This window comes from Actinoplanes sp. NPDC051470 (genome assembly GCF_040682035.1).
Lineage (GTDB): Bacteria > Actinomycetota > Actinomycetes > Mycobacteriales > Micromonosporaceae > Actinoplanes.
Map to the genome: position 1 here is coordinate 225065 of NZ_JBFBAA010000001.1, position 22090 is coordinate 247154.

Below are 22090 nucleotides of genomic sequence, written 5' to 3' on the forward strand. Positions count from 1 at the left end.
GTCTAGGTCAGGGTCAGCGAGGGCTTGGCGACCAGCCAGTTCAACACCTCGGGCAGCACCTCGACGGCGCCGAAATGCGCGGTCCGGGCCTGCACCCGGATCTCCGCGTGCGGGATCTGCTCGGCCAGCCACCGGGCATGGCTGACCGGGGAGAAGTTGTCCTCGGCGCCGTGCCACAGCAACACCGGCACGGCGATGTCGGCGAGCCGGAACCCCCACCCGGCCCGGAACGCGGCCAGGTCGTCGATCCACCCGTACGGGCCCTGGCTGAACGCCTCGACATAGGTCTCGGCCAGCAGCCGGCGGATCGCGATGTCGTCGACCACCTGTCGATCGGAGTCGGTCATCTGACCGCGGAGGAAGTCGACCATGACCTGCGGGTCGCGGCGGGCCCGGTCGGCCAGCAGCCGTAACCGCTCGACATGCCTCGGCCAGTCGTTGTCGGCGGTCTCGTACTCACGCACGTTGCCGTCGGTCATGCCGCCGAGCCAGTCGAGATCTTCGGCATCCGACGGCGCCAGACCGACCAGCACCGCTGTGCGTCGCACCCGGTCGGGTAACAGGGCCGCGGCCGCCAGCGCGTGTGGTCCTCCGCCGGAGCGGCCCACCACCGCGAAGCGGTCGAGCCCGAGGTGGTCGGCGATCGCCGCGATGTCGCCGGCGGCGTCGGACACGGCGCGTTTCGCCTGCCGGGTGGACCCACCGTAACCAGGCCGGTCGTAGCTGATCAGCTGGATGCCCAAGCGGTAGAGGACGCTGGCGCGGGGCCGCGGGCCGATCCGGCTGCCCGGCGAGCCGTGCAACAGGAACACCGCCGAACCCTGCGGATGCCCGGCCACCTCGAAGGTGAGGACGCGCTGGTCACGAGTCTCGATCTGATGTCGGCTGACTCGATCCTGAGACACGTGGACTCCTCATACATCGATCACCGCCGCAACGGCGACGTGCACAGACTATTTCATTCGCAGTCATCCGAAGGAACTACGCGAGCCTCCATCGCATGGCAGGAGCCCGGACTTCAACCGATTACGTCCCGATTCTGACACGCAGTGATTTCCGATGGGTGAAATCGGGTACCGGGCCACCCACCGTGGCGCCGGACCGTCCCACCAGCATGGCCGACGTCCGCCATCCACTACGCGCGCGGGCCGTGGGCGGTTCGACCGGTCACCCCGGGTCGCCGGAAAGCTTGCGCAGGAGACGGGCCAGTTCGGCCCGTTCGGCCGGCGCCAGCGCGGTGAAGCTGTCGCGGTTGACGGCTTCGACCACGGGATAGGCCTCGGCCAGGAGGGTGCGGCCCTCGTCGGTCAGGGCCAGCTTGGCGGCGCGGCCCGGTGCGGCTTCGGTACGCGCGATCAGGCCCGCCTCGATCAGGCGGGCGATCGACTCGCTCAGGCTCTGCGGCGTGATCAGGACACGGCGCGCCAGCTCGGCCTGGCTGAGGCCGGGATCATGGGCGATGGACGCCAGCATGCTGAACTGGCGCGGGTTGATGCCGTGCGCGCGCATCGCGGCGTGCCAGGCCCGGGACATCCGGTCGGCGCTGACGACCAGCAGGTAGCCCAGTTGGGCGTCGGGATCCAGGGGTACGAAGGACCGGCTCACGATCGCCCATCTTCCCACCATCAGGTTCCTGACGGTACCATCAGGCACCTGACGGCGGGAGGGACGCGATGGAGCGCAAGTGGTGGACCCTGGCGGCGGTGCTCGGGCTGGCCTGCTGGTTCTTCGGCAACCTCTACGAGGCGGTCGTCTTCTCACCGAACTGGGTGGTGGACACCCCGGCCCAGATGGCGCGCCTGGACGCCTTCTTCGTGACCACCGGGCCGACGCTCTACTTCGTACCCGTCACGGTGTTGACCTGCCTCGTGATCCTGATCCTGTGGTTGACCGACCGGACGGCCTATCGGCGGGCGGCGGTGGCGGCGCTGGCGCTGACCGTGCTCAACGCCGTGATCGTGGCAGCCGTGGTCACCCCGCTGTTCGGCGACGGCGGTGACCGGACGCTCGCGTGGACCTGGAACGTCCTCAACGTGGTCCGGATGGCCCTGACCGCCACGACCGCGGTCCTGTTGTTCAACACCTTCCGGCGGCTCGATCAGGCGGCGGTCCAGCGCCAGCTGGGTCGGATGTAGTTGGGGCGCAGGCCGGCGCGCTTCATGTTGTTCAGCGACGAATGCCGGGGCGTCGCGTCCGACCAGCCCGTCTCGGCGACCACCCAGCGGCAACCGGCCTCGCGGGCGGCGGCGATGCGGGCGGCGACCAGAGCGCTCTGTGCGCCCCGCCGGCGGAAGCCGGCGCTGGTCCCGGCCGCGTTCAGGCCGGCCACCTCGCCGTCCAGGTAGAGGTTGGCGCCACCGACGATGCGGCCGTCGGCCCAGATCGCGAACGGGCGGAAACGCGGGTCGCCGACCGTGCCGAGGAACATCTCGGCCTGGCCCTCGTGCTCGAAACCGAACGAGTCCAGGATGACCGCCGCCCAGTCGGGGGCGTCGGCCTCGGTCACCGGGCGTACGTCGAGGTCGCCCTCCCCGGCCGGGGAGGTCTCGCCGATCGGGCAGGACAGCTTCACGATGCGGCCGCCGCTGTCCACGATGCCGCGGGCGGCGCAGATCTCGGCCCAGTCGTCCGGCAGCGCCTCCGACCGGAGCTGCAGGGTGGCGCGGGTGGTGCCGTGCGTACGCCAGAAGGCGAGAATCTCGTCGATCAGCGCGCCGGTGATCGGTTCGGTGAAGCCCAGCGCCTTGTTCCAATATCCGTTCGGGTCACGCCGCATCGCGAGGACGACGCCGCCGCCGAGCCGGGTGGTGGCCGGGCCGCTCGCCGCCGGGGCCGCGGCCGCGTAGGCGCGCATGAACCCAGCCTCGACGTTCTCAAAAGTGTCGGTCATGCCTACAGGTGCGGTGCGGCGGGCGGAAAGTTCGATCGCGGGCGGTGAATGACGCGTACGCGAGCCACACGCCCGTCACGCAAGGTCTGCACCCAGGCCGACGCGGGTGGGCAGTGCTCCGGATCCCAGGGCGGGCTGATCAGGTCGTTCTCCCAGATCAGCACGTCCCGGCCGGCGACGACGGAACGCAGCGGGTGGCGTACCCCCTCGGAAAGGTCCTTGGTGATCACGTGCACCAGGTCACCGATGTCACGCCCGGTCCGGCCGCTCGGCCAGCGACTCTCCACCTCGGGGTGGAAGACCTCCGGCATCCCCGCGAAGTCGCCCCGCTCCAGGCCGTCGACCAGGTCGTACGCCTGCTTGCGGCGCGACGCGGTGACCGCCGCCAGATCGTCCGCGCCGGCCGTCTCGGCGGTCGCCCGCAACGCGCCGGTCAGCTTGACCCGGGCCTGGCTGAGCCGGCTCCGCACGGTGCCGACCGGCACGTCACAGGCCTGCGCGATGGTCTCGTAATCATCGAACCCGGTGAAGTAGCGCAACATCGTGACCAGGCGCAGCGGCGGCGACAACTCGTCCAGCGCCCGCCAGACCCAGTCCCGCAGGGCCAGGCGGTCGAGCAGCTCCTCCGGCCCCGGGCCGGGACCGGCCCGGTCAGGCAGATCGGTGGGTACGCAACGGTCGCGGCGGCGCAACGCCCGGCTGGTGTTCCGGACGATGCCGCGCAGCCAGGCGCCCGCGGCCGCCGGATCGCGCAGGTCACCGAGACGACCGACGGCGATCAGCGCGGCGTCCTGCACGGCGTCCTCGGCATCCGGTCCCGCGCCGAGAATGCCGAGCGCGACCGCGTACATCCCGGCGCGGTGCCGACCCAGCAGCACACCCAGGCTCGCGGCGTCCCCGGCGCGAGCCGCCCGGACCAGGTCAGCGTCGGTCACGGAGGCGATGCTACGGGGCCGGTGGCGTGCTCTTCCTCCGACCGGTAGACGTCTCCCCCGCGCCTTTTGCTCTGAGCGACCTTCGCGGACGACGTGACGGGGCTGCATGTCGAGCTGCACTGGAGTTCTGTCGGTGCGGTGGACGGCCGGCTACGACGCCGACATGGTCACGCTGGCCTGGCGACCGAGTCGCGGGCCACGAACGTGGGGTCGGCGGCCGGGACCGGCTCGGCGAACTCCTGGCCGTCGATCGCCTCGAGCAGCAGCCGCGCGGCCGCCCGGCCGTCCTCGAACGGGTGCCGGCCGACCGTGGACAGCGGCGGATTCAGGTGGGGCGCGACGGCCAGGTCGTCCCAGCCGATGACCGACACGTCCGCCGGGACGCGCAGGCCACGCTCGTGGATCGCGCTCATCCCGGCCACCGCCATCAGGTCGTTGGCGTAGACGATCGCGGTCGGCCGCGGCTCCTCGTCCAGCAGCTTCACGGTCGCGGCCCGGCCGGCGGCCGCGGTGTGGTCGGCCTCGAGCCAGCTCGTGTCGTCGAGGTCGTGCTCGCGCAGGACCTTCTGGTAGAGCCGGCGACGCCGGCCGGCCGCCGCGACCGTCTGCGGCCCGGCGACCTGCGCGATCCGGCGGTGCCCGAGCGCGGCCAGGTGGGCCACGGCGTCGGCGATGGCCCGGGACTCGTCGTGGATCAGCACCGGCATGGTGGTCGGCTCGGGCGGGCGGCCCACGCTCACGAAGGCCAGGCCGGCCTCGCGCACCAGCCGGAACCGGGGATCGTCGTGGCGCGGGTCGGTCAGCACCAGGCCGTCGACCCGGCCGCCCAGGGCCAGCCGCCGGTAGGCGTCCTCCTCCGCCTCGTCACCGTCCACCACCTCGGTGAGCAGCGAGTACTGCGAGGTCGAGAGCACGCTCTGCAGCCCGGCCAGCAGGCCCGTGAAGTAGTGGCCCTCGGCCGGGATCCGGAGGACCAGTCCGACGGTGTACGCCCGGGAGGCGGACAGCGCCCGAGCCCGGAAGCTCGGGGTCCAGCCCATCGACCTGGCGGTAGCGACGATGTGGGCGCGCGTCGACTCCTTGACCCCGGCGCGGTCGTTCAGCGCGTACGAGACCAGGGTCTTGCTGACCCCGGCGGCCCGCGCCACGTCGCTGATCCGGACGGCCTGCCGACGGCCCGCCGCTTCCCTCATGAACCCTTGGCTTTCCTGACGATTCGCACGACAGTGATACGTAGGATTCTCGGGTTCCGGCTCAAATCTAGAGCGGCAGATTGACCGTCGTCGGCACGCCCGCCACGCAGGTCACGGTCATCCGGAACCGCTGAGCCTTGTACTTGAAGATCGCGCTCGCGGCGAGCACCGGGCCGCTGTTGACCCGATCGACCTTCCACGGGTCCTGTGCCTCCCAGGCCAGCAGGTGGGCCTTGCCGGCCTCGGTGCACCGGGCCGTCACCCGGCCGGCCTTCGAGGTGAGCACCTTGGTGCGCGGCGCGGTCGTGGCCGAGCCGGTGGTGGACGGCTCGTCGCTCGGCTCCGCGCTCGGCGGCGGGCCGCCGCCGGCGCTGGTGCTCGGCAGCAGGCTGGACGGTCCGGCCGCCGTCGGTGTGACCGCCGAGTCATCCTTTCGTGGCGGCGCCTGCCCGCCCCCGCCCTCGGGGGTGGTCGGCCGGGTCGCCGGGCGGGTCGCCACCGGCGCCGCCGAGACCGGTGCGGGCGGCGCCGGCCCGGCCTGCTCCGGCTCGTTGCCGCCTTCGGCCGTCTCCGGCAGGAACGTCCACACCAGCAGCGCCGCGATCACGGCGACGGCCATTCCCCCGGCCACGAAGAACTTCCGCCGGTTGCCGGTCCTCGCGGCCGGCGCCTCGGGCCGGGTGGCGGCCGCGGCGACCGGCGCCGCGTTGGCGCCCTTGAATCCGCCGGTACGGACGTTGCCGGTCTTGATGCCACCGCCGCGGGCCGCGTTGCCCGCCTTCGCGCCCGGTCCCGCCTTGGCGGCGTTCGTCATCACCATCGGCTCGTCGGCCGCCTCGAGCAGGGTCTCGGACGCCTCGGCGGCGGTCGGGCGCTCGGCCGGGTCCTTGAGCAGGCAGCGGTTGACCAGGGCGGTCACGGCGGCCGGGACGCCGGGCAGGTCGGGCAGCGGCTCGGGCTCGACGTAGACGTGGGCGTCCAGCATCTGCGTGGTGGTGTCCACGCTCCACGGCGAGTTGTTGGCCAGCATCCGGTAGAGCAGGACGCCCAGCGCGTACACGTCGGAGGCCGGCTCGATCCGGTCGCTGAGCAGCCGCTCCGGCGCCAGGTAGGCCGGGGTGCCGAGCAGCTCGTCGTCCGGCCGCCCCGGGCCGGCCGACGCCGCGATGCCGAAGTCGACCACCTTGGCCCGGGCCGGCGTGACCATCACGTTGGCCGGTTTGATGTCGCGGTGCACCAGCCCGTGCGCGTGCGCGGCGGCCAGCGCGGCGGCCACCTCGCCGCCGATCCGGAACGCGGCCCGGGGCGGGATCGGGCCCTGCCTCACCCGCTCGGCCAGCGTCGGTCCGTTGATCAGTTCCATCACGACGTACGGCAGCTTCGCCTCGTCGTCGTCCGACTCGCCGTAGTCGTAGATCTGCGCGATGTTCGGGTGCGAGATGGTGGCGGCGGCGCGCGCCTCGGCCTGGATGCGGGCCCGTGACTGGTCGTCGCCCGCGTACCGCCCGGCGAGCACCTTGATCGCCACCGGCCGGTTCAGGACCTCGTCGTGGGCTTTCCACACGACGGCCATGCCGCCACTGCCGAGCTCATTCAGCAGTTTGTAGCGGCCGCCCAGATTCTCCTGCACCTCCACCCGAGGCAGTCTGCCAACCAAATGCCGAATTCGCGAACCCCGATCCCGGGGAATTCAATTCACATTCACGGATCGAGTAGTGGGCGATGTCGCTTTTGCAAGGTCAAATCCTACTGATCCACACGGATCAACGAGCCACTATCACGCAAAGTTACGTGTCCCATGCAGTCAGCTTTTCTTGGACTGGTCCATCCACCACTCGGTGAATTGCCGCGCCTGACCGGCATTGTCCAGCCGGAGCACCCACAGGTTGGAATACGTACGATCCGGGTAGGTGGTCTCGCCTTCAAGCATTGCCACCTCGTCGGTGACGATCAGCGGATGCCACGTGAAACTCCACGTGCGCGACTCGTCCCGCCGCTCCAGCCACCGGGCGACGATCTCGGCCCGGCCGCGCCACGGCGTGCCCCACGGCTCCGGGTAGTAGGCGGCGTCCTCGGCGAAGAGGGCGCCGATCTCGGCCGGGTCGTTGCTCTCCCAGGCCCGCCGGTAGTTCTCCACCCACGCGGTGACCGCGTCCAGGTTGGTCATGGCCGGTACGCCAGCTTCATGAACTCCTCCATCCCGCCGTTCCAGAGGAACGGCGACACCTGCGTCAGGGCGATCGCGATCAGCCGCTGGGACGGGTCGACGAAGAAGTCGGTCCCGTAGCCGCCGGACCAGCCGTACCGGGTCGGCCCGACACCCAGACCCATCCCCCAGCCCTGACCGCTGAGCAGGAAGGCGCCGCCCGCGATCTGCTCCGGGGTCAGGTGGTTGGTGGTCATCAGGTCGATCGAGTGCTCGGACAGCAGCCGGGTGCCGCCGTGCACGCCGCGGTTCAGCAGCAGCCGCGCGAAGGTCAGGTAGTCGTCCGCGGTCGACGCCAGGCCACCCGCGCCCGACGGGAACGGCGGCTCCTCGACCCAGTGCTCGGGCCGGGTCGCGACGGTCTCGGTGAGCTCGGGACCGTACTGGGCCGGCAACCGCTCGGCCCGCTCGCGGGGCAGCGAGAAGCCGGTGTCCCGCATCCCCAGCGGCTCGAAGATCCGTTCGGTCAGCACGGCGCCCAGCGACTGACCGGTGGCCCGCGCGATCAGGGCGCCCAGCACCAGCGACCCGGTGTTGTACATCCACTTCTCGCCGGGCTGATGGATCAGCGGCAGGCTCCCGAACCGCCCGATCCACTCGTCCACCCCGAACAGCGACCGCGGCTCGGGCGGCCCGAACATCAGGCGCAGCTCCTCGCCGCGGCGGACCACCGGCACCGGCGGGTCCATCTCGGGCTCCACGATCATCCCGTGCCCGAGCCGGAAGGTGAGCAGGTCATCCACGGTGACCGGCCGCGACAGGGGCACCGTGTCGTCCAGCTCGGCGTCGTACGCCCGCAGCACCCGCTGCCCGGCCAGTTCCGGCAGCAGTCGCCGGACCGGCTCCTCCAGATCGAACAGCCCGTCCTCGGCCAGCGTCAGCGCGGCGGCGGCCACGATCGGCTTGGTCATCGAGGTGATCCGGAACGGGGTGTCCCGCCGCATCGGCACGTCGCCGCCGAACGCGGTCACGCCGATCTCCTCGACCGTCACATCGTCGTCCCGGGCGACCAGGGTCACGAGGCCGGGCAGCTCGCCCCGCTCGACCCGGTCCGTCATCGCGGCCCGGAGCTCATCGGTTGGCATGCGGCTCAGCCTGGTTCTTCGGTTGGCATGCCGCTCAGCCTGCCAGAGCCTTGCTCTCCCGGCGCGCCAGCCGCAGCAGCCAGAGCCCGATCAGGGCGCCGCCGGTGTTCGCGATCAGGTCGTTGATGTCGACCGTGCGGCGCGCGCCGAGCGTGATGTCGAGCAGCAGCTGGGTCAGTTCGATGCTGAGCGAGGCGCCCAGCGCGCACAGGCCGAGGCGGAGCGCGGTGGCGCCGGCCCATTGCCAGAGCAGCGGCACGAGGACGCCGAACGGCATGAACATCACCACGTTGAGGACCATGCTCACCGGGTCGACGACGAACGGGACCCAGCGGATCATCGCCTGCCACGGGACGTGGCCCCAGTAGTCGAAGGCGCGCACCGGCACCACCGTCACGGCGAGCACGCCGAAGGCGTACACCAGGAAGAGGACTCGGAGCCGCAGCACAACCGCCATGCTAGCCAATGCAGCCGATAAAAGTTTGCAGCGACTGCATGTTGGTCGTACTGTGGCCGCGTGAACGATTCAGGCCTGCGTGATCGCAAGAAACAACAGACCAGGGCCGCCCTGACCGAAGCCGCCCTGCGCCTGGTCGACGAGCGCGGGCTCGACGCCGTCACGGTCGAGGACATCAGCGCCGCCGCCGACGTGTCGCCGCGCACGTTCTTCAACTACTTCGCGACCAAGGACGAGGCGCTGATCGGCGACCACACCGCCGACGACGCGGCCATGCGGGCCCGGTTCCTGGCCGCCGACCCTTCGCTGTCCGTGATCGAGGCGCTGCTCCTGGCCGCCGAACCGGTCGTGGCCGCCATCGAGCAGGACCGCGAGATCTGGCGCCGTCGGATCCGCGTCATGACCGACAACCCGCAGCTGGTGGCCGGGATGATGACCCGCAGCGCGCGTTCCGAACACGACCTGATCGTGGCGATCGCTTCACGCGTCGGAGTCGCCCCCGAGAGCGGGTGGCCGCTGCTCGCCGCGTTCGTCACCGGCGCCGCCGTCCGGTCGGCGCTGCTCACCTGGGCGAAGACCGACTCGCCTCGAACCTTCGCCGATCACGTGCACGAGGCCTTCGGCGCACTCGCCGCGGGCTTGCCCGATCCTTCCAAGCCTGATCCTTCCAAGGACGTGAGATGACCTCAGAGCCCGCGGTCATGGAGGACACCGAGTCCTCCGGCCGCATGTCCCGGCGCGAAGTGCTGCAGGCGCTGTCCGGCCTGATGCTCGGCATGTTCGTGTCGATCCTGGCGTCCACGATCGTCGCCAACGCCCTGCCGCGCATCATCGCCGACCTGGGCGGCACCCAGTCCGTCTACACCTGGATCGTCACCACCGAGTTGCTCGCGATGACCGCCACCGTCCCGCTCTGGGGCAAGATGGCCGACCTCTACAACAAGAAGCTGCTGATCCAGCTCTCGTTGTCGCTGTTCGTGGCCGGCTCCTTGATCGCCGGCTTCACCCCGAACGTCGGCGTCCTGATCGTCAGCCGCGTGGTGCAGGGCGTCGGCGCCGGCGGCATGACCGCGCTCGCGCTGATCGTGATGGCGGCCATGATCCCGCCGCGCGAACTGGGCCGCTACTCCGGCCTCTTCGGCGCGGTCTTCGGCGTCGCCACCATCGCCGGCCCGCTGATCGGCGGCGTCCTGGTCGACACCAGCTGGCTCGGCTGGCGCTGGACGTTCCTGATCGGCGTGCCGTTCACCCTGGCCGCGATCTTCCTGCTCCAGCGCACGCTGCACCTGCCGCGGACCCCGCGCAAACGGGTCTCGATCGACTGGCTGGGCGCGTTCCTGATCACCGCCGGCGTCTCCGACCTGCTGATCTGGTCGACCCTTGCGGGCAACCGGTTCGCCTGGGCCTCCTGGACCACGGCCGCGTTCGTGACCGGCGGCGTCCTCCTGCTCGGCCTGGCCGTCCTGGTCGAGTCCCGCGCGGCCGAGCCGATCATCCCGCTCAGCATCTTCCGCAACCGCACCGTCACCCTGGCCATCGTGGCCAGCACCCTGGTCGGCGTGGCCCTGTTCGGCGGCACGGTCTTCCTGTCCCAGTACTTCCAGTTCTCCCTGGGCAAGACCCCGACGATCGCCGGCCTGATGAGCCTGCCGATGATCTTCGGCCTGCTCGTCTCGTCCACCGTCGCCGGCCAGCTGATCACCAAGTACGGCCGCTGGAAGGCCTACCTGGTGGCCGGCGCCGTCATCATGGTCGCCGGCATGCTCCTGCTCTCCCGGATCGGCGCCGGCACCAGCGTCGTCACGGTCTCGATCTACATGGCCGTCCTGGGCATCGGCGTCGGCATGCTCATGCAGAACCTGGTGCTGGCCGCGCAGAACGACGTGCCCGCCGCCGAGCTGGGCGCCTCAACCTCCTCGGTGACGTTCTTCCGCAGCCTGGGCGGCGCCATCGGCGTGAGCGCCCTGGGCGCCGTCCTGGCCAGCCGGGTGACGACCCTCTTCCAGGAGAAGTTCCCTACCCTGCCCGCAACCGGCGGTTCCACCGAGGTCCCCGACATCACCAAACTCCCACCCGAGATCAGGTCCGTGATCGCCGACATCTACGGCCAGGCCACCGCCGACCTCTTCCTGGTCGGCGCCCCCATCGCGGCCCTGGCCGTAGTAGCCGTCCTCTTCATCAAGGAAAAGCCCTTGCACACCCTGAGCGGCGACGAACGAGCCGCCCAGGAGCGCATGCTCTCCCACTGATCTCCCTCCTTCCGAGGCGGGCCGCATCGCACGTGGCCCGCCTCGCCCTTCCCTTTCCAGCGAATCCACCTCAAGATCAAACCGCTCAGGTACGCCCAGCCGAGGCCCCCAACCGCAACACCGAGTCCTGTTCCCCCTCCGCGGCCGGGGTGCAGCGCAAGGCCGTGAACGCGCCTCTCGCGTGACCGATCCGCCCAGGCCAGTCCCGCCGTCACACCACCACGCACCCGCCGCCGGCGCCGCCTTCCCGATCGCGCCGCGCAACAACCCTCAAGCCATCCCGCCGAACACCACCATGGCGCGCCGCCCCCTGCACCGCCGCCCACCGCCCCGCATCGCCCCGCATCGCCGCGCACCGCCCCGCATCGCCGCCCCGCACATCACCGCATCGCGGCGCCGCGCACGCATCGCCGCGCACCGCACGCCTCAACGCGCATTACACCGCCCGGCGCATCACACCGCCCCAGGCTGAGCCGCCACGGTCCGACCTCGCTCCCAGCTGTCCGCACGACTCAAAGCAGCAAAGCCCCAGACGTCATCCGCCGCCCCTCCGCACCCCAGGCACCCACTCGCCATCACCAAGCCACCGTCCCTGACCAAGCGAAGTTCCCCGCCGAGCTCCCCTCAGGTTCCCGCACCGCAAACACCACAGCGCCGCCCCACCGCCACAAGAAAGCAGCATCTCCCCAAGATCGACTTCAATCCGGCGCACCGCCACCTCCCCCACCCAGCCACTGGGTGGGCGCAAACGTAGCCGCAACGCATGACATTTCGCCGCGGCTATCCACAGGACACCACCACTGTGGAAAACCAACACATTCGACGACCAGCGCAAAAGGCTCCACACCGAATCAGTCGGCGCCCGCCCCCACGCCCAATGTCGAAAGTGGACAGCCAAAGCACCCAACCCGAGCGCGCGCCCGGACATCGCAAGACCCCGCCGAATCAATGCCTACCGCAGCGGACAACTACGTGAGCCCACAAACGGAACGCCGCGCCATTGAGAACCCCCGCCGCGCGACCAACATCCTCACGCGAGACACGCGTTCACGGCCCGGCGCCGCGCCCCCGGCCGCGGAGCGGGAACAGCACCGGCCATTGCGTTTGGCCAACCACCCAGCCGTACCCAAGAAAGAAAGACCGGCGTCCTCTTCCCACGCGTCGGTGTACTCACCTTCCCTCACCCCCGCGGCCCATACATGATGACCACCACGCCGCCCAGGCAGAGGCCCGCGCCGATGAGATCCCAGCGATCAGGCCGGAAGCCGTCCACCACCACGCCCCAGAGCAGGGAGCCCGCGACGAACACCCCGCCGTACGCGGCCAGGATGCGGCCGAAATGGGGGTCGGGCTGGAGGGTGGCGACGAAGCCGTAGGCGCCGAGGGCCAGGACGCCCAGGCCGGCGAAGAGCAGGCCGCGGTGTTCGCGGATGCCCTGCCAGACGAGCCAGGCGCCGCCGATCTCGGCCAGGGCGGCCACGATGAAGAGGGCGATCGACCGCAGGACGTTCATGCCCTGCAGTCAACCTGATCAGGCCGGGCGGAGGCCCACCGACGTGCGGGGGGACGGCGGCTCGGCGCAGCCCAGGAGGCCGACCAGGCCGGAGACCCAGAGCTGCCGGTAGACCGTCGGGCTCGGGTGGCTGACCACGAGTTTGACGTTGCTGGCGGCGGCCGCGTGGAAGCACGCGACGAGGATGCCGATGCCGATGCTGTCGATCAGCATCACGCGTTGGAGATCCAGGCAGATCTTGACTGGCGTCGAGGAGGTGAGCACGTCGTTGACGGCGTCTCGCATCACGTGGGCGTTGTCGAGGTCGATCTCGCCGCTCGGCGCGATCTCGACGGTGCCGTCGGCCAGCTGGCGCGTGGTGATCGGCAGATACACGGCAGCCCTCTTTCTGGCGTCGTACGGCCGACGCCAACCTCTCCCGCGGGGGTCCCGATGCGCTGACCTGCGGCGCATGTCGGCGCCCTGCCCTTGGCGCCTCGGGACCGCGTTCCAACAACGTTCCGCTGGTCTGCAAGTTACGCCACGTAGGCGTGGAACGCCAGAGTAGTTCATATGGCCTGAATGTGCTGGAACGGTCAGGGGCAGTCATGAACGTTGACGCCTGGCGCCCGCTTCCCCTTTACTCTGGGTATGCGGTGGATCGCCTTCAGCCATGTCTGATCGCCCGGTAATGTCGCTGTTCAACAGCGCGGATGTCGATCAGGTACGGAGCATGCTCAATCGGTACTACTACCCGATCTCGGTGGGTGCGCCCGAGGGTCACGGCAGCTTCAAGGTGGCCGCCGAAGTGATCCAACTCGGACCCGTGACGATCGGGCACCTCAGTTTCGGGGCCCCGGTGACCCTCATAGCGTCGGAATTGGACGCTTATCACGTCACGATGCCCACGGCCGGCAGCATGCAGTCGCGGCACGCCGGACGTGAGGTGCTGGCGCACGCGTCCACCGGCGCCGTCTTCGGGCCCGGCAACCCGGTCTACACGCTGCACAGCGCCGATTCGGCCGAGATCGATGTGAAGATAGAACGCATCGCCCTCGAGGCGGAACTGGCCGTCCTGCTGGGTCACCCGATCGAGGGACCCTTGAACCTCCCGTCCGAGATCGACCTCGGCGACGGCGCGGGGCAGAGCTGGTGCCAGTTGGTCCGGTTCATGCATGACGAGTGCGGGCACCCGGACAGCCTGGTCACCCTGCCGCCGATCGCCGGCCGGATGCGCCGGCTCATCCTCAGCGGCCTGCTCTACGCCCTGCCCCATCGCTACTACGACGAGCTGACCGCCCCGCCCCGCCCGAGCCCGCCGCGGGCGGTGCGCCGCGCCCAGGACGCGATCGAGGCCGAGCCGGAGCGGGCGTTCACGGTGGCCGATCTGGCCGTGCTGGCCCGGGTGAGCGTGCGGTCGCTGCAGGACGGCTTCCGCAAGCACACCGGCCGATCGCCGATGAGCTACCTGCAGCAGGTGCGTCTGCAGCGCGCGTTCGACGACCTGCGGCACGCCGACCCGGCCAAGGACACGGTGGCCGCGGTCGCCCACCGCTGGGGGTTCGCGCATCTGGGGCGGTTCGCATCGGCCTACCGCGCTTCCTACGGCGAATCGCCGTCGGCGACGCTGCGCCGGTGAGGGGCTATTCGCCGGGATCGGTGCGGCGGGGCTGGGGGAGCTCGCCGATGTGCTGGATCGGGCCGGGCTCGCCGAGCAGGTGGCCACGCGGGGGGACCCAGTCGCGCCAGGGTGCGAGGCGGGGCGGCACGGCCGCGGCCTCGCCGTCGCCGGCTCCGCGAAGGGTCTGCAGGTAGGTGACGACGCGTTGCGCCGCGACCGACCCGTCGTCGGCGAGGTTCCGCAGCACGCGAACGGCCTCGTCGAACGCCGGGTCGTCGGGCTGGAGCCGGGCCAGCAGAGCAGCGAGACCGCCCAACGCCTGCACCACGTCGCAGGCGTCGCGTTCGGTATCCGGCAGGTTCGTCACCGCCGGGGTTCCTCACGATCGGTCATTACGCTCAAGTTCTCCTCACCCACGCATGTGCTCCAGCCAGGGTTTGTGCACATGTAACAAGCGAGAACGTATTCGCCCGGCTACTCAGCGTCCATCCGAAGAGCGCAGTCGCTGTCCGCTTCACGCTCGGTTCGCCCCCGGACTCACTGATCGTCCGTTTCGCACCGAGCGGCATGGTGTAGGGCGCCGGCAAGGGCTAATCGACGCAGGTCGCGGCCGCTTCTAGCAGGGGCGGCGGCGGACGGCAGGTCCGAGTGGACGCCGCCCCGGCCGGTGCGTCGATGATGAAATGCGACAACCACCCGGACGGGGTACGGCTGCGCCGGGGGAAGATCGCGGGTAGCGGGCCCCGCACAGGGGTAAGGGACCCGGAGGAGCGTTCCCAGGGGAGGAAGAATGGTCGAACCGAATCAGCCGCCGCTCGAGGAGACGCCCGAGGTCGCGGCCGCGGTCGAGGACGACGTCGCGGTGGAGGCGTTCATCACCGGGGGCGGCCCCGACGACGACAACCCGCAGTTCGTGGCGCCGGGCGCGCAGCCCGAGATCCGGACCGGCGCGGACCAGCCGTGGGACCCGGAAGACCTGGCCGTCGCCGAGGGCAAGGACCCGACACCGGCGAACGTCGAGGCCGCCCGGGTCGAGCTCGAACGTGACGGGCCGGCCGCGATCGAGCGCACCGTTCCCTGATCCCGTCCGCGGGGCGGCCCTTCCCACCGGTCCGCCCCGCGGGCGTTCTACAGGTGGGAATCCAGCTCGTCCAGGTCGGTGACGAACCAGATGTGCCGGCCACGGTTCGACTCGCGCACCAGGTCACGCAGCGCGTCGCTGGCCGCGACGTGCGCGCCGATGTCGCCGAGCACGGCCAGCCGGATGTGGTAGTTGACGAACTTCTGCATGATCTCGCCGGCCAGCCCGCTCCGCAGCTGGAAGAAGCTGTCGTCGAGCCGCCCGGCCGGGATCGCGACCACGTCGGCCTGCCCGAACGCGCCGCCGATGACGTCGAGCGCGTCCTGTGGCGTGCTGATGCGTGGCCCCTCGGCCGCGCACACCAGCACCGGTGTACCGTTGCGCCGCTCGATCACCTGGTCGGTCATCGTGTCTCCCCTTCGAGAAGCCCGTCGATGGTGTGCAGCACGTCGCCCGTGACGCCCGGCGGACCGAGGACGATGAGCTTGAGATGAGCGCGCGAGGCGTCGTGGACGGCCTGCACGCGCAGCCCGTCGACCCCCTGCACGCCGGCCACGACGAGGGTGGCGATCCGGTCGGCCAGGGCCGCCGGCACGTCGTCGAACTCGACCACCGCCGTCACACTCACCGCCGGCCCGGCCGGAGCAGGACGGCCGGTGAACGCGTCGAGGTCACTCTGGGCGATGCGGTACTGCTTGCCGATGCGGACCGCGGGCAGCCGGCCGTCACGGATGTAGCCCCGCACCGTCCGCACATGCAGGCCCAGAAGGTCGGCGACCTGCTCGGGTGAGTGCCACTCCATGATTCCCTATCGTACGCTCAACACATGCTTTTAAGGAACTTCAGGGAAGGGTACGGGACCAGTTCTGGAACGTGAGGTCCGCGCCGAACCGGTGTTCGGGACCTTCGTCGTCCAGCGTGAAGCCCGCCGCCTGATAGATCTTGCGGGCCGAGGTGAGCACGTCGTTGGTCCACAGGGTCAGGCGCCGGTAGCCGGCCGCCGCCGCGAAGGACACGCACTCGCCGACCAGCCGGGCGCCCAGCCCGTGCCCGCGGAACGCCGGATCGACCAGCAGGGTCCGCAGCTTGGCGGTGTGTTCGTCGGCCGTGACACAGAAGACGCACCCGGCCCGCTGCCCGTCGACCTCGGCGATCCACGCGGCCTCGCGAGCCGGGTCCCGCTTCTCCGCGAACTCCGCCACGATCCCGGCCACCAGCTCTTCGAACGTGGTGCCCCAGCCGTACTCGGCCGCATAGATCTCACCGTGCGCCATCACCACCCAGCCCAGGTCGCCCGGCTCACCGAGGGGTCTGACCAGCACCGACATAACGAACCTCCCGCGCGAGGACTGAAACGAGTGTTTCAGTAGACTGGCCGCCATGGGAAGCCCGCGCCGGGAAGAGCTGCTGGAGGCCGCGTACCGCTACGCGCTGGCGCACGGCCTGGCCGACCTGTCGCTGCGCCCGCTGGCGGCGGCGATCGGGTCGAGCCCGCGCGTGCTGCTGTACCTCTTCGGCTCGAAGGACGGCCTGATCCGCGAGCTGCTGGCCCGGGCCCGGGCCGACGAGATCGCGCTGCTGCGCTCGGCGCCACCCGGCGACCTGGCCGCGACCACCCGGCTGGTGTGGGGCTGGATCTCCGACCCGGCCCTCCGCGCGCTGCTGACCCTGTGGACGGAGGCCTACGCCCGGTCACTCATCGAACCGGACGGTCCGTGGTCGTCCTTCGCCGCCGAAACCGTCCGTGACTGGCTCGACCTGTTGGCCGCGGCCCAGGCGGAGTCCATCCGCGACACCCCCGCGGGCGAGGCCGAGCGCACCGCGACCCTGGCCCTGCTCCGCGGCGCTTTGCTCGACCTGCTGGCCACCGGCGACCTGACCCGGACGACGGCGGCGGTGCTACGTCGTGACGGCGACCCGTAGGTTCGTCAGCTCGTACGAGGAGATCTCCTCGCGGGCGCCCACCACCGGCGACGAGACCATGCGCAGTCCCGGCTCGGCGAACAGCCGGGTGAGGAAGATGTCGGTCTCCTGGATCGCGACGTACGACCCCGGGCAGCGGTGCGGTCCCTCGCCGAAGGCCAGCACCTCGTCCCGTACCCCCTCACCGAGCGGCCGGGCCGGGCACACCCGGTCGCCGTCCGCGCCGACCGCCGACGGGTCGACGTTGGCCGCGGCCAGGCTCACGTCGACGAGCGCGCCGGCCGGGATCACCGCCCCCGGCACCACGATGTCCTCGGTGGCCCGCCGGAACAGGTCGAACACCACCGGCTCGAGCCGCAGGATCTCGTGCAGAACGGCCACCCGCCGCTTCTCGTCCCCCGCCAGGTAGTCCGCGCGGAGTGCGTCGTCGGTGAACAGATGCCAGGCCGCGACGATGATGAACTCGCGGGTCGTCACCATGCCGGCCGCCATGAACGTCACGCATTCGCCGAGGATCTCGCCGCTGTTGCAACCCTCGTCGAGCAGGTGCGAGATCAGGTCGTCCCGCCGTTCCGCGCGGCGCGCCCGCACCGTCGGCCGGACGTCGTACCAGTAGAACTGGCCCAGGTGGAAGTCGTTGCGCCGCCGCCGGGCGAACGCCGTCACGCGGTTGGCCGAGGCGTGCTTCTTGTAGAAATTCTCCAGCCGCTTCGCCATCCCCGCCCCGGCTTCGGTCAGCCCGATCACCTCGGCCGTGACGGCGACCGCCAGCGCGAACGACAGCTTGGTCAGATCGGTCTCACCCTCCCGCCGGAGCGTCGCGATCTGATCGTCGGCCAGCCGCTCCATCAACAACCGGTACGAAGCGTCAACCCGTTTGGGCGTGAAGAACCGCGCCGTCTGGCGCCGATGCTCCCGATGCTCCGGCCCGTCCCGATAGAGCACCGGCACCCGCATCCGCCCCTCAGCCCGGGTCGCATGCTCAGCCGCGAACCCGGCCTGCCGCGTAGCCGTGTTCCGCAGCACCTCCCGCGCCGTGGCGAAATCTCGCACCTGCCACACGCCGTCCTCGTCCACCCGCACCGGGCACCCCGGGCTCAACTCGCCCCGCCCCACCTTGCGCTGCGAAGCCCTGCTCTGCGAAGCGGTCACCCGGAGACTCCCATCCATCGACACCCTTCGAGATGATGGTCCGCCACCCGCCAAGAACGCAATGCACAACCCCCAATACGCAACGTACGCACAGGCAAGGCCCCAACCGCACCACCGAGCTCCGTCCCCACTCCGCGACCCCCTGCCAGGCAAGGCCGTGAACGCGCCTCTCGCGCAACCACCCCCTCCACCTCCACCCCGGCAACCGCCACACCGCCCCCGCCGCCCGTCCGCGCTGGCCACACCTGCCTTCCCCACCGCTTTGCTCTGCGCACAAATACTCACCTCTAGTCGCGAGTCACCCGCATTCCTCGCGCTGAACAGCGCTTTCGTGCACGCCGGCGGCGGCGGGGTCATCACTCTCGCCCCCGCGCACCCGGCACATCGTCGGGTGCGCGCAAGCCCTCAGGGTCGGTGACCTGCGCGTCCTCTGGCGACACTTGGCGCACGACAAGGGGGTGCGTATGAGTGCGCAGAGCAAAAGCGCGTCAGGGACTACTGCCCTCGTCCGGGCAACGGGCAGCACGGCGCTATCGCACGATGACGAGCAGAGCGGCCGAGGCGGGCGTCGGTGGTCGCGATGGCGGGCGGTGGTCGCGTTGGCGGGCGGTGGTCGCGTTGGCGGGCGTCGGTGATCGTGACGGCGGGCGGCGGGCGCGTTGGCGGGCGTCGGTGATCGTGACGGCGGGCGGCGGTCGCGGTGGGGGAGGAAAGGCCCGGGGAAACGGCTGCCCCGGAACGGCTAGAGGCCGAACGCCCCGCCCTCGATGAGGATCAGCAGCCCGAGGCCGATCAGGACGACGGGCAGCAGGACATGCCCCCAGCGGCTGAGCGCCCTCGCGATCACGGGCCGCGTCGCGAAGAACCGGCCCGCCGCCACCCAGGCGGCCACCAGGATCAGGAAAACGACCGCGTAGCCGGCCATGCCGCCGGCGCCGGCGGTCGCGAAGACCGGCACGTAGACGCCGATGTTGTCGCCGCCGTTGGCGAACGTGACCGCGGCGACCTCGAGGATCCGCGGCGCGGTCGAGCGGTCCGCGGCCTCCTCGGCGGGGCCGTCGCGGTGCCGCCACGACTGGATTGCCGCCTTGACGCCCAGCGCCAGTGGCAGCAGGCCGAGGTAGGGGATGGCCGCGGCGGGCAGGAACGTCGCCCCGAAGGCAGCGGCGACCGCGGCGGCCAGGATCCCGGTGAAGCCGAGATACCGGCCGGCGGCGATGTTGCGGGTGGTCGCGCGGTGTCCGGCGCCCCGGGCGAAGAACAGCGCGAGGATCACGATGTCGTCGATGTTCGTCACCGCGAACAGACCGGCCGCCGGGCCGATGATGCCCAGGTCCACCGATCAGACCAGCGGGACCTGGGACACCAGGGGCACGGTCGGGGTCTTCGAGCCGCCGGGCGGTTCGGCGGTGACGCCGACCATGTCGGCGCCGGGGAGGCCGTCGACGATCTGGACCGCGCTGGTCTGGCCGACCCGCAGGGCGCCGGCCGAGGTGGGCGCGGTGCCGCGGATGGTCCAGAGCTGGAAGACCTTGCCGCCGGCCGGGGCCGCGTCCGCGCCCAGCAGGATGACGCCGGCGTTCCGGGCCGTGGACTGGGCCACGGTCACCTTGCCGCCGCCGATCATCGGGGCGGTCCGGACGACCAGGTCGGGGGCGGCCAGGATGTCCCGGGTGCGGGCCTCCTGCCGGGCGGCCGCCGCGGCGATCGCCGTCTTGTCGCGTACCCGCTGCTCCTGAACCTGATAGACGGCCGTGCCGGTCCCACCGGCCAGGACCACCGCGGCGGCCGCGGCGACGAGCCAGCGGCGACGGGCCGGGCGGGCGGCCGGGGTGACCACCGCGGGGGCGGGCGGCACCTGACGGGTCTGCGCGACCGCCGCCAGCACCGAGGTCCGCAGGCGCGGCGGCGGGACCGACCACGTGCTGTCGGCCAGGCGCGCGGCCGTCTCGCGCAGTTCGTCCAGCTCGGTGCGGCAGCTCTCGCAGTCACGCAGGTGCCGTTCGAACGCGGCCCGCTCGAGGTCATCGACCGCGTCCAGCGCATACGCCCCGACCAAGGCGTGGATGTCAGTAGTGATCATGCCGTCAACTCCACCCCAAGGCAGTCGCGCAGGCGGATCAGGCCGTCGCGCATCCGCGTCTTGATCGTCGGCAGCGAGGTGGACAGCAGTTCGGCCACCTCACGGTAGGAGTGGCCCTGGTAGTAGGCCAGCGTCACGGCCTGGCGCTGCAGGCCGGTCAGGTCGTCGAGGCAGCGCCGCACCTGCTGGCGTTCCAGCCGCCCGGTCACCTCGTCGACCACCTCGTCGTGCGGGATCTCGACCTGCCCCACGCCGACCTTCATCACCCGGTCGGCCGCGGACTGCTCGGAGCGCACCCGGTCGACCGCCCGCCGATGGGCGATCGTGAAGATCCAGGAGGTGGCCGATCCACGCGACGTGTCGAAGCGGGCCGCCGTGCGCCACACCTCGACCATGACCTCCTGCGTCACCTCTTCGGTCTGCGCCGGGTCACGGAGCACCCGACGGATCAGCCCGTACACCCGCGGCGCGACCATGTCGTACAGCCGGGTGAAGGCCTTCTCGTCACCCTGCGCGACCTCACGCAGCAGCGTTCCGGCGTCGGTCGGCGGTGGCTCGGGCACGGCGGAGAGATTCCGGGCACGCTCCGTCATGAATGGCCCTTTCGCCGCATCGATCGTCACAACCGTTCTTCGGCGCGGGCAGCGCGCCGGATGGGTCTACGACAAAAACCCTTTATGGGTACGCCCGACCCATCGCCGGCGTGGCCCACCCGCGGGCCGCCCGGTGGGTCACCCCCGGTGCCCCACCGCCGGGTTGTCCCGGCGGTCCCGCCAGTGGTGGCCCATGGCGCCATTTCCCGCCCGGACACCGCCACGGCCTACCACTGTTCTAGGCCGTCGTGACCGTGACAACGCGTCCGCTGGAAGCCGACTCGGCGGCCGCCTCAAGCACCGCCGTGATCGACGTCCCGAAGGCCACGTCCATCCGGGTGTCCCCGGCCAGCAGGGCGTCGAGCGCGTTGCCGAAGGCGAGGATCGGGTCCCACGCGGGGTCGGGCACCGGCCGGATCCCGGCCTCGCCGAAGAGGACCGCCTCCTCGCGCGCGGCGGCCGGCGGCACGTCCACGGACAGTGTGATCCTGCTGACCGCTCCGGTCGTGTGGCGCAACGTCAGGTAGGTCATGTCCCGGGGCGCGAGGATGGCCGACACCTCGGTGACCGCCCCGAGGATCGGCACCACGAGCGCGGTCGCATGCGGTCCGACGTCCCAGAGCCCGCCCATCTCCCGCCGCCACTTGGACTCGCCGAACGGGTTCCCCTCGTCGTAGATCGTGCCGACGTGGTCGACCCGGGCCTCGATCCAGCCGCCCTCGGCCGCCGCGGAGTCGATGAAGTCCGCGAGCGTGGGCAGGAACCGGCGGGTGAAGTACACCACCGACTTGAGGCCCTTGTCGTGGACGACCTGGGCGATCTGACCGGCTTGGGCCGCGGTCATGGCGACCGGTTTGTCGAGGAAGAGGTGCTTACCGGCGTGAGCCGCCCGCAACGCGAGGTCTCCCTGGATGTGGGGCGGCAGCGCGATCGCCACCGCGTCGACGTCGGCCAGGAGGTCCTCGAGATCCGGATAGGTCGCGACGCCGTGCTCCGACGCTAGCGCGGCCGCCTTCGATGGGTCGCGTCCCCAGACGCCGGCGAAGTCGACCTCGTCGTGGGCGGCGAGACCCGGGGCGTGAGCCAGCCGGGCCCAGGGCCCGGTGCCGAGAAGTCCGAAGCGCATGGCG

General features: G+C 71.0%; 26 protein-coding genes. 6 read left to right on the top strand and 20 right to left on the bottom strand.

Annotated elements, in window-relative coordinates:
• Positions 1-2 precede the first annotated feature (2 nt).
• Together AB0M54_RS01055 and AB0M54_RS01060 are read right to left on the bottom strand one after the other, a co-directional pair.
• Entirely contained in the window at positions 3-905 is a 903-nt protein-coding gene (locus AB0M54_RS01055) for an alpha/beta hydrolase (protein WP_364314757.1), read from the bottom strand.
• 262 nt (positions 906-1167) lie between these two features.
• Entirely contained in the window at positions 1168-1605 is a 438-nt protein-coding gene (locus AB0M54_RS01060; RefSeq protein WP_364468438.1) for a MarR family winged helix-turn-helix transcriptional regulator, read from the bottom strand.
• Positions 1606-1673: 68 nt separating this feature from the next.
• Here AB0M54_RS01060 and AB0M54_RS01065 point away from each other — a divergent pair, with 68 nt between their 5' ends.
• On the top strand, positions 1674-2135 hold the full coding sequence (locus AB0M54_RS01065) for a hypothetical protein (protein ID WP_364468440.1): 462 nt from the start codon (positions 1674-1676) through the stop codon (positions 2133-2135).
• Here the strand turns inward: AB0M54_RS01065 and AB0M54_RS01070 are convergent.
• From AB0M54_RS01070 to AB0M54_RS01100, 7 genes are all read right to left on the bottom strand, one after another.
• Complete coding sequence (locus AB0M54_RS01070) at positions 2099-2890, bottom strand: GNAT family N-acetyltransferase (RefSeq protein WP_364468442.1); 792 nt, start codon at positions 2888-2890, stop codon at positions 2099-2101. The genes AB0M54_RS01065 and AB0M54_RS01070 overlap by 37 nt on opposite strands.
• Before the next feature lie 2 nt (positions 2891-2892).
• On the bottom strand, positions 2893-3825 hold the full coding sequence (locus tag AB0M54_RS01075) for a sigma-70 family RNA polymerase sigma factor (RefSeq protein ID WP_364468444.1): 933 nt from the start codon (positions 3823-3825) through the stop codon (positions 2893-2895).
• 167 nt (positions 3826-3992) lie between these two features.
• Complete coding sequence (locus tag AB0M54_RS01080; protein ID WP_364468446.1) at positions 3993-5018, bottom strand: LacI family DNA-binding transcriptional regulator; 1026 nt, start codon at positions 5016-5018, stop codon at positions 3993-3995.
• 67 nt (positions 5019-5085) lie between these two features.
• Entirely contained in the window at positions 5086-6654 is a 1569-nt protein-coding gene (locus tag AB0M54_RS01085) for a protein kinase (RefSeq protein WP_364468448.1), read from the bottom strand.
• A gap of 168 nt (positions 6655-6822) precedes the next feature.
• Complete coding sequence (locus tag AB0M54_RS01090; protein WP_364314743.1) at positions 6823-7185, bottom strand: nuclear transport factor 2 family protein; 363 nt, start codon at positions 7183-7185, stop codon at positions 6823-6825.
• The gene (locus AB0M54_RS01095) at positions 7182-8309 is read right to left on the bottom strand and encodes a serine hydrolase domain-containing protein (protein WP_364468450.1); all 1128 of its coding nucleotides are present in this window, start codon (positions 8307-8309) and stop codon (positions 7182-7184) included. The genes AB0M54_RS01090 and AB0M54_RS01095 overlap by 4 nt, the downstream gene beginning before the upstream one ends.
• A 34-nt stretch (positions 8310-8343) precedes the next feature.
• Positions 8344-8766 (bottom strand): VanZ family protein, encoded by a 423-nt coding sequence (locus tag AB0M54_RS01100; protein ID WP_364468452.1) that lies wholly within the window; start codon positions 8764-8766, stop codon positions 8344-8346.
• Between the two features lie 60 nt (positions 8767-8826).
• On the opposite strand from AB0M54_RS01100, the gene AB0M54_RS01105 reads away from it, so the two are divergent.
• Together AB0M54_RS01105 and AB0M54_RS01110 are read left to right on the top strand one after the other, a co-directional pair.
• Positions 8827-9450: a TetR/AcrR family transcriptional regulator gene (locus AB0M54_RS01105; RefSeq protein WP_364468454.1), complete on the top strand. Its 624-nt coding sequence runs from the start codon at positions 8827-8829 to the stop codon at positions 9448-9450.
• A complete protein-coding gene (locus tag AB0M54_RS01110) occupies positions 9447-11015 on the top strand; it encodes an MDR family MFS transporter (protein WP_364468456.1) in 1569 nt (522 codons plus the stop codon). The genes AB0M54_RS01105 and AB0M54_RS01110 overlap by 4 nt, the downstream gene beginning before the upstream one ends.
• A gap of 1180 nt (positions 11016-12195) precedes the next feature.
• Here the strand turns inward: AB0M54_RS01110 and AB0M54_RS01115 are convergent.
• Together AB0M54_RS01115 and AB0M54_RS01120 are read right to left on the bottom strand one after the other, a co-directional pair.
• Positions 12196-12528 (bottom strand): YnfA family protein, encoded by a 333-nt coding sequence (locus AB0M54_RS01115; RefSeq protein ID WP_364468458.1) that lies wholly within the window; start codon positions 12526-12528, stop codon positions 12196-12198.
• Between the two features lie 18 nt (positions 12529-12546).
• A complete protein-coding gene (locus tag AB0M54_RS01120) occupies positions 12547-12903 on the bottom strand; it encodes an STAS domain-containing protein (protein ID WP_364314730.1) in 357 nt (118 codons plus the stop codon).
• A 337-nt stretch (positions 12904-13240) separates the two neighbouring features.
• Here AB0M54_RS01120 and AB0M54_RS01125 point away from each other — a divergent pair, with 337 nt between their 5' ends.
• Positions 13241-14146, top strand: a complete 906-nt coding sequence (locus tag AB0M54_RS01125) for an AraC family transcriptional regulator (RefSeq protein ID WP_364314728.1) — start codon at positions 13241-13243, stop codon at positions 14144-14146.
• Positions 14147-14150: 4 nt separating this feature from the next.
• Here the strand turns inward: AB0M54_RS01125 and AB0M54_RS01130 are convergent, their stop codons facing one another.
• Entirely contained in the window at positions 14151-14495 is a 345-nt protein-coding gene (locus AB0M54_RS01130; protein ID WP_364468460.1) for a hypothetical protein, read from the bottom strand.
• Positions 14496-14918: 423 nt separating this feature from the next.
• Between AB0M54_RS01130 and AB0M54_RS01135 the strand changes: the two genes are divergently transcribed.
• Positions 14919-15209 (top strand): hypothetical protein, encoded by a 291-nt coding sequence (locus AB0M54_RS01135; RefSeq protein WP_364314722.1) that lies wholly within the window; start codon positions 14919-14921, stop codon positions 15207-15209.
• Between the two features lie 47 nt (positions 15210-15256).
• Here AB0M54_RS01135 and AB0M54_RS01140 read toward each other — a convergent pair whose 3' ends face one another.
• The 3 genes from AB0M54_RS01140 to AB0M54_RS01150 are packed head-to-tail and all read right to left on the bottom strand — an operon-like array spanning position 15257 to position 16537.
• On the bottom strand, positions 15257-15616 hold the full coding sequence (locus tag AB0M54_RS01140; protein WP_364314720.1) for a DUF4180 domain-containing protein: 360 nt from the start codon (positions 15614-15616) through the stop codon (positions 15257-15259).
• Complete coding sequence (locus AB0M54_RS01145; RefSeq protein WP_364314718.1) at positions 15613-16011, bottom strand: helix-turn-helix domain-containing protein; 399 nt, start codon at positions 16009-16011, stop codon at positions 15613-15615. Before AB0M54_RS01145 ends, AB0M54_RS01140 begins: the two co-directional genes overlap by 4 nt.
• 40 nt (positions 16012-16051) lie before the next feature.
• Complete coding sequence (locus tag AB0M54_RS01150; protein ID WP_364468462.1) at positions 16052-16537, bottom strand: GNAT family N-acetyltransferase; 486 nt, start codon at positions 16535-16537, stop codon at positions 16052-16054.
• Positions 16538-16589: 52 nt separating this feature from the next.
• On the opposite strand from AB0M54_RS01150, the gene AB0M54_RS01155 reads away from it, so the two are divergent.
• Positions 16590-17132 (top strand): TetR family transcriptional regulator, encoded by a 543-nt coding sequence (locus AB0M54_RS01155; protein WP_364468464.1) that lies wholly within the window; start codon positions 16590-16592, stop codon positions 17130-17132.
• Here AB0M54_RS01155 and AB0M54_RS01160 read toward each other — a convergent pair.
• The 5 genes from AB0M54_RS01160 to AB0M54_RS01180 form a co-directional block, all read right to left on the bottom strand.
• The gene (locus AB0M54_RS01160) at positions 17109-18284 is read right to left on the bottom strand and encodes a cytochrome P450 (RefSeq protein WP_364468465.1); all 1176 of its coding nucleotides are present in this window, start codon (positions 18282-18284) and stop codon (positions 17109-17111) included. The genes AB0M54_RS01155 and AB0M54_RS01160 overlap by 24 nt on opposite strands.
• Positions 18285-19026: 742 nt before the next feature.
• Positions 19027-19623, bottom strand: coding sequence for a cadmium resistance transporter (locus AB0M54_RS01165; protein ID WP_364468467.1), 597 nt, complete (start codon positions 19621-19623; stop codon positions 19027-19029).
• A gap of 3 nt (positions 19624-19626) precedes the next feature.
• A complete protein-coding gene (locus AB0M54_RS01170; protein WP_364314705.1) occupies positions 19627-20367 on the bottom strand; it encodes an anti-sigma factor in 741 nt (246 codons plus the stop codon).
• Positions 20364-20960, bottom strand: coding sequence for an ECF RNA polymerase sigma factor SigK (gene sigK / locus AB0M54_RS01175; protein ID WP_364314703.1), 597 nt, complete (start codon positions 20958-20960; stop codon positions 20364-20366). Before sigK ends, AB0M54_RS01170 begins: the two co-directional genes overlap by 4 nt.
• Positions 20961-21198: 238 nt before the next feature.
• Entirely contained in the window at positions 21199-22086 is an 888-nt protein-coding gene (locus AB0M54_RS01180; protein WP_364468469.1) for a Gfo/Idh/MocA family oxidoreductase, read from the bottom strand.
• Positions 22087-22090 lie beyond the last annotated feature (4 nt).

Coding starts and splice junctions, on each gene's coding strand:
- AB0M54_RS01065 (WP_364468440.1), top strand. CDS start 1,674: ATGGAGCGCAAGTGGTGGACCCTGGCGGCGGTGCTCGGGCTGGCCTGC.
- AB0M54_RS01070 (WP_364468442.1), bottom strand. CDS start 2,890: ATGACCGACACTTTTGAGAACGTCGAGGCTGGGTTCATGCGCGCCTAC.
- AB0M54_RS01080 (WP_364468446.1), bottom strand. CDS start 5,018: ATGAGGGAAGCGGCGGGCCGTCGGCAGGCCGTCCGGATCAGCGACGTG.
- AB0M54_RS01090 (WP_364314743.1), bottom strand. CDS start 7,185: ATGACCAACCTGGACGCGGTCACCGCGTGGGTGGAGAACTACCGGCGG.
- AB0M54_RS01095 (WP_364468450.1), bottom strand. CDS start 8,309: ATGCCAACCGATGAGCTCCGGGCCGCGATGACGGACCGGGTCGAGCGG.
- AB0M54_RS01100 (WP_364468452.1), bottom strand. CDS start 8,766: ATGGCGGTTGTGCTGCGGCTCCGAGTCCTCTTCCTGGTGTACGCCTTC.
- AB0M54_RS01110 (WP_364468456.1), top strand. CDS start 9,447: ATGACCTCAGAGCCCGCGGTCATGGAGGACACCGAGTCCTCCGGCCGC.
- AB0M54_RS01115 (WP_364468458.1), bottom strand. CDS start 12,528: ATGAACGTCCTGCGGTCGATCGCCCTCTTCATCGTGGCCGCCCTGGCC.
- AB0M54_RS01125 (WP_364314728.1), top strand. CDS start 13,241: ATGCTCAATCGGTACTACTACCCGATCTCGGTGGGTGCGCCCGAGGGT.
- AB0M54_RS01135 (WP_364314722.1), top strand. CDS start 14,919: ATGGTCGAACCGAATCAGCCGCCGCTCGAGGAGACGCCCGAGGTCGCG.
- AB0M54_RS01140 (WP_364314720.1), bottom strand. CDS start 15,616: ATGACCGACCAGGTGATCGAGCGGCGCAACGGTACACCGGTGCTGGTG.
- AB0M54_RS01145 (WP_364314718.1), bottom strand. CDS start 16,011: ATGGAGTGGCACTCACCCGAGCAGGTCGCCGACCTTCTGGGCCTGCAT.
- AB0M54_RS01150 (WP_364468462.1), bottom strand. CDS start 16,537: ATGTCGGTGCTGGTCAGACCCCTCGGTGAGCCGGGCGACCTGGGCTGG.
- AB0M54_RS01155 (WP_364468464.1), top strand. CDS start 16,590: ATGGGAAGCCCGCGCCGGGAAGAGCTGCTGGAGGCCGCGTACCGCTAC.
- AB0M54_RS01170 (WP_364314705.1), bottom strand. CDS start 20,367: ATGATCACTACTGACATCCACGCCTTGGTCGGGGCGTATGCGCTGGAC.
- sigK (WP_364314703.1), bottom strand. CDS start 20,960: ATGACGGAGCGTGCCCGGAATCTCTCCGCCGTGCCCGAGCCACCGCCG.
- AB0M54_RS01180 (WP_364468469.1), bottom strand. CDS start 22,086: ATGCGCTTCGGACTTCTCGGCACCGGGCCCTGGGCCCGGCTGGCTCAC.